Raw genomic sequence first — 14754 nt, 5'->3', positions numbered from 1 at the left:
TCAACTGTCAACTGTCAACTGTCAACTGTCAACTGTCAACTGTCAACTGTCAACTGTCAACTGTCAACTGTCAACTGCCAACTGTCAACTAACTTCTAATCCAGCTTTTCGCCACTGAGAATAAATATGGGATTGACGGCGGCAAAGGTTTGACTCAGGCCGCGAGTCTCCAAGCGGTTGACGGCGGACTGGACTACCTCGATGTTGCGGACTTGTAACTCGGCGAACCCTTCGGAAAGGGCGTAAAGATTCTCTAAATTCGATGCTGTGGCGACAACTCTACCGTGGGGTTGCAAGTACCGCCAAACTTCTTGGAGAATGGCTTTAATGGGGCGACCTCCTTCGATGCAAACTCGGTGGGGGGGTTGCGGCAGGTTTTCCAGGCATTCCGGGGCACTGCCTTCTATGACTTCTACGTTGTCGAGATCGAATCGATCGCAATTTCTGCGAATCAAGCTTGCTACTTCTTCGTCCCTTTCGACGGCGATAATCCGACCTTTGGGACACAGCAAACCTGTTTCTACGGCGATCGTACCAGTACCTGCACCGATGTCCCACACCACTGAATCTGCTTGCAGCCGCAGGTGGGAGATTAATAGCAGTCGGACTTCTCGCTTACTCATGGGAATTCCCGGTAAACGTTCAAATAAGTCATCCGGGATGCCTGGAGTGACGTAGGGCCAAAGCATAGTTATATTTTTGATTTTTGATTTTTGATTGAAGCAAGACCGCAGTTGGAACTCGCGGAAGAAGTAGAAATTCTCCCAATTTCCCCCAAGCCTTAATATTTACTGTCGCACAACCTTGAGAGTTTGGAGGTTTCTATCGCTACAACCTGTGATTTTTCCGCCGGCGGCAAGGATTTGTTGCAGGTAGTCAACGGCTGCTGGGGTAATGATTTCACCGGGCATCAGGACTGGTATTCCTGGGGGATAGGGACAGATGAGTTCGGCGCACAGGCGATCGACTGCTTTGTCTGCAGGTACTGTTTCCGCTGGAAAAAAGAAAGCCTCGCGGGGGGAAAGGAGAGGGGGAGAGGGGGAGAGTGGCAGAGTGGGAGAGTGGGCCAATCTTCCATCGGACATCGGACTTCTTCTCTCGGACTTCTTCTTTCTTCCGACTTCCATCGGACTGACATCCGTTACATCCGTTACATCCGTTACATCCGTTACATCCGTTGCCGAACTTCCTTCTTCCTGACATCCGTTACATCCGTTACAGAATCCGTTGCCGAACTTCCTTCTTCCTTCTAAAATCGTAAAAGCTTTAACTAAATTGTCAATATCTGATTCTGTATTTCCCAAGCTGATAATAAATGTTAAATGTTGCGGCATTGGTAATTCTGCAGTGACACCGAGTTGAGAGTGCAGAATTTCATCGGCGGCAAATCCTGTGATTCCTAAATCTGATACTTTTACTGTTAGCCTGGTGCGGTCTAATGCTGAAAAACCCGGTGTATTTAATGGTTCTAAAACTGATAATCCGGGAATTTGACTAATGCGCGATCGCGCTTTTTCTGCTAGCTGTAAAGTTTGCGCCATTAATTCTTTGCCGTGGAGTGCGATTTGTTGGCGGGCTGCGTCTAGGGATGCTAATAATAAGTAACTCGGACTGGTAGATTGTACTAACTGCAATGCTCTATTTAATTTTTGGATATCTATGCGAGATCCCTTGACGTGCAGCATCGATGCTTGTGTCATTGCACCGAGGGTTTTGTGGATGGATTGTACTGTTAAATCGGCACCGGCTGATAGTGCTGGTTCGGGCAAGCTTGGATGAAAGTTAAAGTGCGCGCCGTGGGCTTCGTCTACTAATAACGGTATGTTGTATTGATGGGTAATTTGGGCGATCACGCGCAAATCCCCGCAGACGCCGTGATAGGTTGGGTAAACTATCATTACTGCTTTCGCGTCGGGATGTTGTTCTAATGCTGCGGCTGTGGCTTCTGGGGTGATGCTGTTGGCAATATCCCAATCCGGGTTGTACTCTGGATTGACAAAAATTGGAATTGCACCCGATAAAATTAAACCAGAAATCGCCGAGGAGTGGATATTTCGAGGTAGGATAATTTTATCTCCTGGGCCGCAAGTCGCTAAGATGGCGGCGATTATTCCGCAAGTCGAACCGTTAGCCAAAAACCGAGTTGATTTTGCTCCAAAAGCTTCTGCGGCTAAGTCTTGGGCTTCAGCAATTGCACCTTCTGGGTTAAAGAGATTATCTAACTCCGGCAATTCCGGCAAATCCGATCGAAATACTGCCGCACCGAATAAGTCAATTAGGAATTGAGAGATTCCTTGTCCGCCTTTGTGTCCGGGGGCGTAGAATGGGGTGTGCGGGTGATTTGTGCGATCGCGCAAGGCATCTAATAGAGGCGTTTGTTGTTGAGAGTTTGCTGGTGACACGCTTAATCCTGATTTGATTATTTGGAATTATAGCAACCGCCGAGGTTTCACTGGAGGTTATTAATTGCTGAAACCCTTGCGGGCAATTCCGCGATCGCATCGACGGCTGCCTTTTTCCTTGCAATCGGCCACAAGCAACACTGTCTCAATTTCAAACTTCTCTAAAATGACTGAATATGGACTCCTTAAGTATGAAACCCAAACAGTTGAACATTCTAGCTACTGCTTTACTTATGGTTTGTTTAGGGGCTGTGGTTTCAGTTAAAGCATAAAATCATACCACAGTCTGCGGCTTTTTTTTAGCTTACTGTTGTGAGGAAGTTTTGGACGATCGCGCACTACTGTCACAAACTACCAAGACGCTTTAACCGATTGACCCAAAAGCTATCAAAGTTAAGCTTTAATTCAAGGTAGATTATTGAGTCGCGATCGCCACAAGTTCTACCCTAATTGGGTTTGCCAGTTCATGGCATAAGTTTGAATCTGTTCTGCCTGGTCAGTACCATTGATAATTTTACGGGCACTCAAGAAATCCGTATTGTTGCCAGAAATACAGTCATCCAGTTTCATCCCCGTAAATGCACCCCATTTCATCCCATCAACTAGGATAAAGAGTGCGATATCAGGATTCATGACAAGATCCGGATCATTCACTAAATCTAGCCCTAACACATCTGAATATTTCCGGTAATTGTAATCATGGGTCAGTTGCACATAGCCCCGTCCATAGTAGGGATAATAGGGTAGGGTTTTGCGGTCATTTTCCCCTTCTGGTTCGCCCAAATAATAAGATTCTCGCACGGGTTGGAAACTGTCTGCTGTTTCATGTTCAACGGTTGCGAGAATGTAAGCAATTTGAGCTTGAGACGTAATCCCTTGGCGATGAGCTTCTTTAACAATTGCCTCAACCGTCGCATTTTTATCACCGCCTTTCCAATCAGGTAACTTTCCAGCACCCTGCTTGGCATCGAGTAAAGCTTTAGCGGTTGTTGCCCCTAACACATCCCCGCCATCAAGTTTACGGCTGGCTTTAAAACTTCTTAAGGCTTCTTGCGTTTGAGTGCCGTAAATCCCATCAACAACCTCTAAAAGATGATTAGCGCGTAAGATGGTTTGAATTTCTGCACAGAATAGTTGATCTTCAACTAACACTCCAGAGTCAATATCATCAAAAGGAATCGATTGCTTTTGGTCAATCACGTCTTGGAGTTTCAGCCCGGATGGTTCGCTGGAAACAGCACGAGACTGTCCAGAAATTAATTGTGTCAGTTTAGTTTGCGTTACAAATCCCGCAATTCCATTAACCTGCAAGCCTTGTTCAGCCTGAAATTTTCGGATTGCGGCATCAGTTTGGGTGCCAAAGATACCATCTGTTGTAACTGAAATGCCAACGTTGGCTAAATCTTCTTGAAGTTTGCTGACTCGTTCTCCCTGCATCGGAGGTATCACCAGACGCAAATCCCCGTCTTCGTCGCTGCTGTAGGGAGCTGAATCAATTCCAGGGGAAAGGAAACTCACATGAAGGTGATCGTCATGTCCATCCCAAAATTCTACCCCTGTAATTTGTGGATCGTTGAATAGAATTGTCCGAATACCCAAAATTGGATTATTGTAGAATAAATCTACCAATTCTTGAGTGCGTTGGCGAGAGTATTTACTATCGTAATAGGTGAGAGTAATTTCTTCATCAGTGTTAGCAACAGGCGCAATATCAACATCGAGTCCGTGTTGATGAGTGCTATGGGGTGGCATCGGCCCTCCGTCTGGAAGACTAATATTTCCAATGCCAATCCGAGGCCCATTGGGATAGAGTTTGGCCCACTCGGTACAGATGTATTGGAGAGCCTGAAGGACGTTTGAGTGACCATAGCACTTGTCAGGGATTCCGTAACATTCATAGCCAACTCCACTGGCAGGCATTTGTTCAAAAAGACCACGCGTTCCCCAACTGAACTGCTCAAGTTCTTCTGCTGTGAAACCAATATGTGCCGTGCAGTGGGTATGGTTATGTTGCAAAGTTTTATAGCGTAAGTTGCGATTGATTTCTAATACCATTGTTAATTTCCTTTTTAGAGTGTGTTTTTCTGTTGCAAGATCGCTTTTTAGGAAGGCGATCTTCGCCAATGCCAATGGCAAGGTAACGGAATGGTTAACATAATGACTCCTGAGTAACAGCCGATCGCAACCACTATATCCCCGAAAACTAAATTCAGCTTTGTCGATCGTCCAAATACCTGACCAGGAATTTCAAAGGTGGTACCCGCCAAGTGATTTATCCGTGGAATCAATCCAAAATCGAAAATCCTCAAGCCCCCGCATTTATCTCGCGCAAGTCAATCTAAAATCTAAAATCTAAAATCTAAAATCGATTGACCCATTTCACGAATCTTTGAGAATTGCTATAGTTCGATCGCCCAAAAAGCAGCGATTTTCCCAGCAGGCTGATAATTGCGATCGGCCAAAGTGCGAACAGGCTTACCCTCCGCAACATCCCAGAGTGCGATCGTCCGATCCCAGCTTCCAGAAGCCAGCATTTTACCGTCAGGGCTAAAGGCGACACTCTCAACCCAGTCCTGATGGCCGATCAAAGTTTGAATCCGTTTACCCGTCGCCATATCCCAGAGTCCGATCGTGTCATCGAAACTCCCAGAAGCGAGAGTTTTGCCATCAGGACTGAAGGCGATACTCAAAACCCCTTGGTGATGGCCCCTCAAGCTTGCAAAAATTTGACCCGCAGCCAAATCCCACAGTATGATTTTGTTGTCAAAACTGCCAACAGCCAGAGTTTTACCATTAGGACTAAAAGCAATACTCAAAACACAATTCTTGCCATCTGTCAAAGCGCGAATCAGTTTACCCGTAACCACATCCCAAAGTTTAATAGTTTTGTCGCTACTCCCAGAAGCAAGAGTTTTACCATCGGGACTAAAGGTAAAACTCTCAACCCAACTCTGATGACCGGTCAAGGTGTGAATGAGTTTACCAGTAGCCACATCCCAGAGTTTGATAGTTTTGTCGCTACTCGCAGAAGCAAGGGTTTTACCATCAGGACTAAAAGCAATCTTCAAAACCCAATTTTTATGACCCGTTAACCTGTCAATAGATTTACCAGTAGCCACATCCCAGAGTTCGATCGTGTTGTCGAAACTTGCAGAAGCGAGGGTTTTGCCATCAGAACTAAAAGCAATACTCAAAGCTCCTTTTTGAGCGCCTCTGAAAGTTTTAATAACTGTGCCCTTAGCCACATCCCAAAATTTGATACTTTGGTCGAAAGTCCCAGCAGCGAGGGTTTTACCATCGGGACTAAAAGCGACACTCCAAACAGAACGCTGTTGCTCTGCCGAGGGATCTATCTGCTGGATCTGTGCCACATCCTGAACTTGAATAATTCTGTAATACCCCAATCTGGTTTTTTGATTAAAAAGTAAATTTGCATCCATACTGTGCATTTTAATTGTCGCTTTTTCTACCGATCGCCACTGCCACCCTGTCAAGCAATACGCTAATATCAATGCTAAACTACCAAAACCAGTCAATTTTATGAAAAAATTGTGGTATTTTTCTTTGCCAAATATAGCCTTAAACTCCATAGCTGATTTCCTCCCTTAACCCTGAATAATATTTAGAGGCTTCTACTTTGACCATCTAAGAGTCGCGATTTATGCGATCGCACACCTGGCGGTCTTCTTTACTAAGATTGACATTAGGATTATTGAAATAATCGCGCATCCAAAAGCAACCATGCTTTAATAAAGCATCGAGTTCTAATCCCTCCAAATTCCACAAAATCATCGTCGTATCATCGCTACCCGATGCCAAAGTCTTACCATCAGGGCTGAAACTAAGACTGCGAACCGGCGCAGTATGCCCCGGCAGAGTAGCGATCCAAGTGCCATCCGGTTTCCAGAATTTCAGCGTCTTATCGTCACCCGTCGAAGCTAATATTTTGCCATCCGGGCTAAAACTGATACTATTAGCTGCCATCCTATGCCCAGTCCAGCTTTTGAGCAAAGTGCCATCTGTTTTCCAAACTTTAAGCGTGCCATCATTGCTAGCCGAGGCAAGAGTCTCACCATTTGGGCTGAAACTAACGCCATAAACCTGAGCCTCATGCTTCATAGTATTGAGCAAAGTTCCATCCATTTTCCACAGTTTGACGGTCTTATCAAGGCTTGCTGAAGCAATAGTTTTACTGTCAGGACTAAAACTAAGACTCATAACTGAACCGCTATGTTTAGAAAGATTATTGAGCAAGGTACCATCTGGCTTCCAAAGCTTCACTGTGGTGTCATAACTTCCAGAGGCGATCGTTTGACCATCAGGGCTAAAACTAACGCTCACAACTTGAGCTTTATGACCAGAAAGCGTATTCAGCAACGTGCCATCTTGTTTCCAAAGTTTTACTTTGCTATCCAAACTACCAGAGGCGATCGTTTGACCGTCGGGGCTAAAACTGACGCTATAAACTGGTGCTTGATGCCCAGAAAGCGTTTTAAATAAAGAGCCATCTCGTTTCCAAACTCCAGCCAATCCGTTAGCACTTGCCGAAGCCAATGTGTCATTTTTGGGGCTAAAACTAACACCCAAAACAATATCAGTCTGCTCCGTCAAAGTTTTACGTAAGCTATTATTTAACTTCCACAGTTCAATGCTATTATCAATGCCGGCAAAGGCAAGAGTTTGACCGTCGGGGCTAAAAGAAGGGCTCCGTCCAGTTAAAGTATTCAGCAAAGTACCATCGCGTTTCCAAATTTTAACAATATTGTCAGCACTTGATGAGGCGAGCAACTTACTGTCTGGGCTAAAACTAACCTTGAAAATATGAGTATTATGCTCAATAGTTTTAACTAAAGTGCCATCGGGTTTCCAGATTTTTACCGTCTTGTCTTGACTTGATGAAGCGATAACCTCACCATCCGGGCTAAAACTAACACTCATAACCGGCGCTTTATGACCAGAAAAACTTTTCAGTAAACTGCCATCGAGTTTCCAAAGCTTGACCGTTCCATCCGCACTGCCAGAAGCAATAGTCTGTCCGTTTGGGGTAAAACTGACACTAATGACTGGAGCTTTATCCTGAATGGTTTTGAGGAATGTGCCATCGGGTTTCCAAAGCTTAATTGTCTTGTCCGCACTAGCAGAGGCAAGAGTCTTGCCGTCTGGACTAAAACTAACATTCAAGACCGCCCCTTTATGCCCAGAAATGGTATTGAGTAAAGTGCCATTCGGTTTCCAAAGTTTAATCGTTCCATCGGCACTAGCAGAGGCAATAATTTGACTTTCTGGGCTAAAACTAATGCTATAAACTTCGTTGGTATGTCCCGAAAGGGTATTGAGTAAAGTGCCATCTGATTTCCAAATTTTAATCGTATTGTCTGCACTAGCAGAGGCAATGATTTGATTGTCAGGACTAAAAGTGATGTTATGAATAGGAGCATTATGACCTTTGAAGCGATTGGATTCTCTGATGCGATAAATAATAGATTGCAGGGCTGACACAACCTCCTCCTGCGTGTTTGAAGAAACCCAAACTGCCTGTTTCATTATTTTTCTGGCTTTTAAAGCTTCTATCAAAGCATCTAATTCTCTATCGGAGCTAAAAAGTTGTTCAGCCGATAGCGCTAAGCTTCTGCTTTGGGCTTGTTGATTTTGATTCCATTGATAAAAGAGAAATCCTAATGTCACAGCAAAGGCTGTAGCAATCAGGCTAATTTTGCGGCGGAGGTTGTTACGCCGGCGCCGGAGGCTGCGCTGTAAAAATTCAGCCTCTACTTCGTTAAACCAATTTTCATCATATTTGAGATGTTCGTCTAATACGTTCAGATAAGGGTTGGTATCCCAGAGAAATTCTTCTTGTTTTTCTTGGCGGCGTTTTTGGAGGCTGGGTTTGCGCTTCCAGACTTTAATCAAAGTTGCATTAACCTGGTCAAAAACGTTTTTAAAAGAGAGGAGGCTGCTGTCTATAACATTAACAAGGGGTTCTATTTTTTCTTGAAAACTAAGTGGTTTTTCTTTGCTTTTCCACTCTATAGCTGCTGGGGTGAGTCGGCGCTGCAAAATTAAATTTTCCTGATGTTCTCGTTCCCAAACTATTAGCTTTTGCCATCCTCGCATCAAGACATCATGAGCCGGTTCAACATAGCTTTTGCCTTCGGTATCTCGCCCTTTTACTAATAGACGTGCGGCACAAAATTGCTCAAGGGCTGTTTGGACTCGTTGATTTTCCGGTTCGGGATAAATTAATTCTTCATCTAATACCCGCCGGCGAGCTAATTCACCACCGCCTACAGCTACCATTCGCAGCATGATGTGGCGGATGGTTTTTGCATAAGCACGATCGCTTTTAAGTAATTCGTCATATTCCGCGTCTGCTCTTTGGGTGAGACTGCGTGTAACTCCGCCCAATTCTTCATAGTCTTCTTGAGTAATTGCCCGATTATTTCTTTTCCCTTCTCTGACGTTTTTAATATAGTTAAAATAAAGTTCGCTCAGGGTGAAAGAAAGTAAAGGTAGTGCTCCGGGCATTTGTGCGACTTCATCAATTAATTGGTCTACCAACGTGGCCGGTTCAAAATACATTACCTTAGCAGCAGCAGGATCGACAATCGCTTGGCGTAATTCTTCCCGTGTCATGGCGGGAACAACAAATCGTGATTTTTTCCAATAGGGCTTTAATGCTGTATCTCTAAATTGAGGTTCAAAATCTGAACGTAAAGTTATGACGATTCGCAAGCAATCAGGGAGAGTTTCTAAGGATTTTTCTAACCAGTTTAAAAATAATTCTTGTTCTTGGCTATCTTGGCTGAGAGTCACTAATTCTTCAAATTGGTCAATGACTAACAGCAATTTTGTGTGTGAATTAAAGTTTTTCCATGCACTGAGTTTGTATAACAAGCTTTGCAAAGTTTGTCCTTTTTCCAAAGTGGTAGAGCTAGTGCTGGCTTCTGGTAAGTCTTTGTCAGAAACCAACTCGTTAGAGATAAGTGATTCTGGTAAATTTTCGTTTTCTAGGGCAGAGTTTAAAGCACTGAAAGGAGACTCACCCGGACGAATAGGAGAGAGGATGCGGCAGTTGGGTTGAGTTTTTTTCAATTGGGGAAGTAATCCAGCTTTGACTAAGCTAGATTTCCCTGAACCTGATGCGCCTAGAACCACAGTTAAGGGATGTTCTGTGACGAATTCAACTAATTTTTCAGTTAAATCCTGTCGCCCAAAGAATTTGTCGCTATCTGCTTCTTCAAATGATTGTAATCCTTTGTAGGGATTGGTGTTTTCATTGAGTTTGGGGGCGGGGGGCAATTGATTAATGTCAAAACCAGGAAGAATAAAAATATATTCGCCCTTATCATGGTGTTTTAACTGTGCAAAACCAGGGGTTTGTTTAGCTGCTATTTTGCCGAATTCTGATTGTAAATAGGCATAGAGTTCGGTTGCGGTAATCACGCCATCTTTGGTAAGGTCTGCTTCTCCCTCAAGCGCCTTGAGTAAAAGTTCTGCAAAGGGAGAGTGATTGGAACTTTCGCTTCGCTGTCCAAACCGATACAGGGAGTCGGCGGCTTTTTCATCATGCGCTGCTGAGGTAATGACTTGCTGGGCGCAGCCTGATGTGTAGCGAGCGTACCGTTCGCGATATACTTTTTGCGATCGCACTGCCTCCCGATGAACTGCCGCCCAGCGAAAAGTCCCAGCAAAGCAGCAATCCAGGATAATTAACGAATGGCGGCATGGCAGTTGGATTAAGCTATCGTGCAATCGCTGCATCGACAGCCAAGTGTCGCTATCATCTCGTTCACCATCTTGAGGAATCAAAAAGCCAGCCGGGCCTTCTGCATTGTCGAGTCCATCTAAGGCGATGCCATGTCCGGCAAAGTAGAACAAAATGCGATCGTCCGCTGCAACTTGCACTTTATTGCCATCGGGAAAAACCAGTATTTTCTCGGCAAAGCCTGCCAAGAGCTCGCTGATATTAGACAGAGTGGCATCTGTATCTAACAGTAACAAAACTTGGTATTGATACTTTTCCTCGATCAGATGGGCAAGTTGTTGAGCATCATTGGCTGCTGTTTGCAAGGGGGGAATGTTGTTAAAATAGCGATCGATACCAATCACCACTGCCAGACTGCGTTTAATCTCCGACATTCTTTAATCCCCCCGACTAAGTTATTTCAAATTTCAGTTTAATGCTGGCAAAATTGTCAACCAAAAACTAATTGCTAGTTTTTTAAACTGATAGAGTGCCTGTTCCTTTGACTGACCGAAAGCATCCAGCATACAAGCCCCCGGATTCATCCCTTCGCAGACTCAGGACCCAGAAATAAAAAACCTGTATCCGATGAAACTTGCCCCCCGAATTTATCCGTGGGGTCAATGCTTCAATTCTAAAATCTAAAATCTAAAATCTAAAATCGATTGACTCGTTGATTTTTGATTCACTGGTTGTTGCACGGGAGAACGAGGCCAGAGACCAATTAAGCCAATAGCGGCTGCGATTAAAAACCCAACTAGCCCAATTCCTAAACCTGTTATCTTGGAATTATTTTGTGTTTGAACGTTTAGCGTATCCGAGCCAACTGGATGTGAACTGGTGAGACTGTTCGAGGCTGGAGAGGGACTTTCTACGGGAGTTTTGGCAAGCTGTTGTGCAACAGGTAAAGGGTTAACTGTATTTTTAACCACAGGCTGAGAATTCATACTCTCTGGCTCATCCTCTACTATTGCCGCCACCAAAGGCTTTACTAATAACTGAGTATTGCCATTAGGACTTGGGAAAAGAGCCGCTGCCAGAGCATCTAACCCAGCCTGATGTGTAAAGTAGCTAAGATGGTCGCACGCAGTATCCGGTAATAGGATTTTGGGCGCAGGAGAGCGATTAGCACTGACATTTTTGATGCTCGTTAAAGCAACGGCAATATCATTAGGTTGACTGAAAAATGCCAATTCTACAACTCTGTCTTTAGTTTTACCAAAAAGGTTGCTCAATAACCGCTGTAAGGGATTGGATTCCTTGTCTGGTTGAAATTCTAGAGCTTTTGAAACAATTGAGCGATCGCCCGCAATAATTGTGTAGGGAACCCCGGGGTCGGGATTTTCGGCAAGTTTTTTCAGAAAAGGAGAATCCGGTCGCATTTGCTCTAGCGAGTAATCATTTGCTTCTAAAAACTCCAGTAATTGAGCAACTATTTTGGTCGGCCAAATAATTTTTGAAAGTTGATTCAACCCTATCCCAAGCGCTGTGAAAACCCAATCCTGTACTGTAGGCCAAGGAGAACCCCCATTAGGTGTCCCTAACATCACCAAGTGCTGGACAACCTGATTCCCACCTTCTCGCTCGATAAACCAGCGAGAAACCAAACCCCCCATCGAGTGAGCCACAATATCCAACTGCTTGCCGTGATTTCCTCCCAAACCAACTGCTTGCAATCTTTGACCTAACAAGCGGCTATTTTCCTCTATGGTTGTTTGGATATTCTCGTAGTCAAAAGTCAAAACTAAGTCATAAATTTCTGCAATCTGTCGCTGTTGTCCGTCCACTTCTACTAACGTCTGTCTGACACTAGGAACCATACTTTGCGTGTCCCCTATAATCCCGTGAATGTAGAGAATGATTCGCTGGGCTTTGGCAACTCTAGCTTTAACTTGCTCTGGATTTTTTTCGTAGCTGACATCACCTTTTTCGCTGACCTCTGCTACAGCTAAAATAGGATATTCATAAGGTCTTCCCAATTTTTGATGGGCGACTTTTTCAAAGAAAATTCTGATGGACCCGTGAAGGCTGCGACTGCTAACTGTTGGTTTGGGTAAGCGTTCCAGCGTAATCTCTGTTTTGCCATCTTCTGTTCTCGCCCCTCTTCCTAATGGCAAGAAAAATTCCCCATCATAAGCAAAAGGTAATATATGCTCATTTTCCGCTAATTCTTGATTGACCAACAAGTTGAGAGGGGTTGTTGGTGTCACCGCTTCATAATCTTCTACATCACTTAACTCCAAAGCACTTAACCCTGGATCAGTGCCTCGGCTGGTTGTAAATTGGAAAGATTCACTCACGCGATTTTGTTGCCGCAAAATCGCAGGTAAAATCAAATTCCCTAAATCTCGACTCGCTTGCGGTACAGTGGTGAGATTCACTTTCGCTTTTAAAGTTGGATGAGCTTGAACTTCGACGGCACCCTGTTGTAAGGCAGTGCTGCGATTAGCGTTAATGGGTTGAGCATCTTGAGGTCGGACAATTGTAATCGTGACTTCCTTTGTCATCCAATCATCATAATTTCCCTTGGCTCTCACGGCTTCGCGAGTATTAACTTGTGCCATCAAACTATTCAGAGTTCCCTCTATTTCTCCAAGAGAACGAGTCAGTTTAGGGGGCGCTAGTCCATCTTGTTTTAACAAGCTAGCATCAAATTCTGTGGTACATACAATTAGCTTGAGAATATCCTTATACTCAGTAATGCCTTGTTCAAAATATGCGTCTGGCACTTGAAATATAATATCATCAAAGCTGGTCATACTAGAGGGATTTCCTGAATTTTGGGCGGGAAGCAAGATGCTGCTATCGCGATCAAAAAATGGAGTGTCTACGGCAAAACTTCCGGAAAGATCGATGACATTGCAATACAATTTTTTGTCACTTTTATTGGTCAGCCTTATTTGGATGTTTGGCGCTTGCCACTCCCCATTGTCATAGGCGTAATCGACACGCATCTCAGATGAGGAGATGTTTCCGTCTCTATCCCCTGGCGAAGATTCTTGCTGACCGCAAAGCAGAATTATTTCCATTTCCACCTCGTCGGTTTTAATGCGGCTGGTCGCAGGAGTGGAGAGTTGTAAAATGTTATTCCAACGGGCAATATGTTCTAAACGATAAATCACCTGTAAAGCAATTTCATCTGTGTATTCCGACTGATTTGGTTCTTCGGGAATCGGAGCAACTAAAGGCCGGTTATTATCAGGCTGTAAAATCCAATACTGACCCTGACTGACTAACAGATGGTAATCTGCATCTTTAGCTTCATTTACCTGCTGCACATACAAGGAAGGTTTGTTGCCAATTGCTGCTTTTGACAGTGCTTCTTGCAGATTTTTGATGCCTTGGACTTCACTTTCATCGCCCTTAATGTAAATTTTCAACGCTGGCAACGGCAAACTTGTCACCACGGCCCAATAGCTCTCAGTTTCTGATAAGCTGTCTTGACCGTTAATAATTTCTACTTGGCTGCGTTGTGGCAATACCTGAGTTACTCGTGCTTCGCCTAAAGCTTCTGAAAGTTGGCGCAACTTTTCGGGACTGCTGCCATAGGGGAAAAATGCTAATCGAGTATCTCCCCCATTAGAGGGTTTAGGAATTCCGTGAATAGACCCTCCATCAATTACCCAATTCCGAAGGTTTTGACTGTGAGTTAAGGTGAAGTAGTGAGGCCGTTCTTTAATAGCACCGCCCAAGAAAGGTTGGTCTAAATCCTGCCTGTCGGTTGCTTCTACTTGCGGCGACTGTTCTTTGACTTTGCCAGTCACGAGAGCATTCATATTTCTCGCTAAATCTCGATAGGTTATGTTGCCATTGGTTCGCTGTAGTGTTTGCAGCAAAAAGTAAGAGAAAGCTCCTCTAGTTTCTCCATCCTCAGTTTTGTATTCTTTCGCCAGTTCGTAGTCTCTACAGGCCGAAAACAAAATGTGTTTTCCCTTGGGCAAAATGACACCTGTTGTCTTTTTTTCTGATTCTTTAGAAGTGCTTAGTATTTCCTGAATAGCTGGTGCGTCTTCGGCAAAAATAAACGTGCTTAGGGGGCGCTCCCGCGAGTCTACTAAGGCGCGCCTCACTGTTGTTTCGGGGGGTAAGTCTCTGGTGCCCGAACCGGAGTGGCAGCAGTCAAGAATGACAACAATGCGGGGTTCTTTTAGGGCTATTTTGGATATGAGGTAGGCTAGTTCTTTATCAGCTAAGTCCCGACCATTTTCTGCACGGCTGTCATAGCACACTAAAGTTTCATCTAAGCGGTCTGCCTCTAATTCCCAAAATTCCTCTGGTGATTTCTCTTGAGCGCCATGACCGGAATAGTAAAATAAGACAACATCTTCGCTGTCAGCGTTGCACAAATGCTGCTGGAAACCGCTGATAATTGCCTGACGAGTGGCATCTTGATTGAGCAGTATCCAAGGTTGGTCTGTAGGCTCTATCAGTTTCCATTCGCTATCTTGAGTAATTCGCTCTCCCAGATAAGCTTCTATAGCTTTAATATCGTTAACACAACCTTTTAAGGGAGGGACGAGAGGATTAGATGCGGGAGAATAGTTGTCAATACCAACTAACAGCGCGTAAATGTTTTTTGCCATAACTGTCTTGTTTAATTAAAGTGTT

General features: G+C 44.3%; 6 protein-coding genes. All 6 read right to left on the bottom strand.

Going from position 1 to position 14754, the window contains the following annotated elements; translation table 11 throughout:
• Positions 1 to 95: 95 nt before the first annotated feature.
• The 6 genes from cbiT to QUA16_RS21575 all read right to left on the bottom strand — a co-directional run bounded on the left by cbiT (position 96) and on the right by QUA16_RS21575 (position 14729).
• A complete protein-coding gene (cbiT, locus tag QUA16_RS21600; protein ID WP_333105613.1) occupies positions 96 to 689 on the bottom strand; it encodes a precorrin-6Y C5,15-methyltransferase subunit CbiT in 594 nt (197 codons plus the stop codon).
• 99 nt (positions 690 to 788) lie between these two features.
• The gene (locus tag QUA16_RS21595) at positions 789 to 2402 is read right to left on the bottom strand and encodes an aminotransferase class I/II-fold pyridoxal phosphate-dependent enzyme (RefSeq protein WP_333105612.1); all 1614 of its coding nucleotides are present in this window, start codon (positions 2400 to 2402) and stop codon (positions 789 to 791) included.
• A gap of 441 nt (positions 2403 to 2843) precedes the next feature.
• On the bottom strand, positions 2844 to 4457 hold the full coding sequence (locus QUA16_RS21590) for a penicillin-insensitive murein endopeptidase (protein WP_333105611.1): 1614 nt from the start codon (positions 4455 to 4457) through the stop codon (positions 2844 to 2846).
• A 344-nt stretch (positions 4458 to 4801) separates the two neighbouring features.
• A complete protein-coding gene (locus QUA16_RS21585; protein ID WP_333105609.1) occupies positions 4802 to 5992 on the bottom strand; it encodes a WD40 repeat domain-containing protein in 1191 nt (396 codons plus the stop codon).
• 55 nt (positions 5993 to 6047) lie between these two features.
• A complete protein-coding gene (locus QUA16_RS21580) occupies positions 6048 to 10541 on the bottom strand; it encodes an nSTAND1 domain-containing NTPase (protein WP_333105608.1) in 4494 nt (1497 codons plus the stop codon).
• A 246-nt stretch (positions 10542 to 10787) separates the two neighbouring features.
• Positions 10788 to 14729, bottom strand: coding sequence for a caspase family protein (locus QUA16_RS21575; protein ID WP_333105607.1), 3942 nt, complete (start codon positions 14727 to 14729; stop codon positions 10788 to 10790).
• Positions 14730 to 14754 lie beyond the last annotated feature (25 nt).

The sequence above is a fragment of the Microcoleus sp. S13_C3 genome (assembly GCF_036700905.1).
Taxonomy (GTDB): Bacteria; Cyanobacteriota; Cyanobacteriia; order Cyanobacteriales; family Microcoleaceae; genus Microcoleus.
Note: the sequence above shows the minus strand (reverse complement) of the source record. Positions and strands in the feature narration are given on the sequence as shown.

Bases quoted from the DNA above. Each gene is read 5' to 3' on its own strand.
- cbiT (WP_333105613.1), bottom strand. From the start codon at position 689: ATGCTTTGGCCCTACGTCACTCCAGGCATCCCGGATGACTTATTTGAA.
- QUA16_RS21580 (WP_333105608.1), bottom strand. From the start codon at position 10,541: ATGTCGGAGATTAAACGCAGTCTGGCAGTGGTGATTGGTATCGATCGC.
- QUA16_RS21590 (WP_333105611.1), bottom strand. From the start codon at position 4,457: ATGGTATTAGAAATCAATCGCAACTTACGCTATAAAACTTTGCAACAT.
- QUA16_RS21575 (WP_333105607.1), bottom strand. From the start codon at position 14,729: ATGGCAAAAAACATTTACGCGCTGTTAGTTGGTATTGACAACTATTCT.
- QUA16_RS21585 (WP_333105609.1), bottom strand. From the start codon at position 5,992: ATGGAGTTTAAGGCTATATTTGGCAAAGAAAAATACCACAATTTTTTC.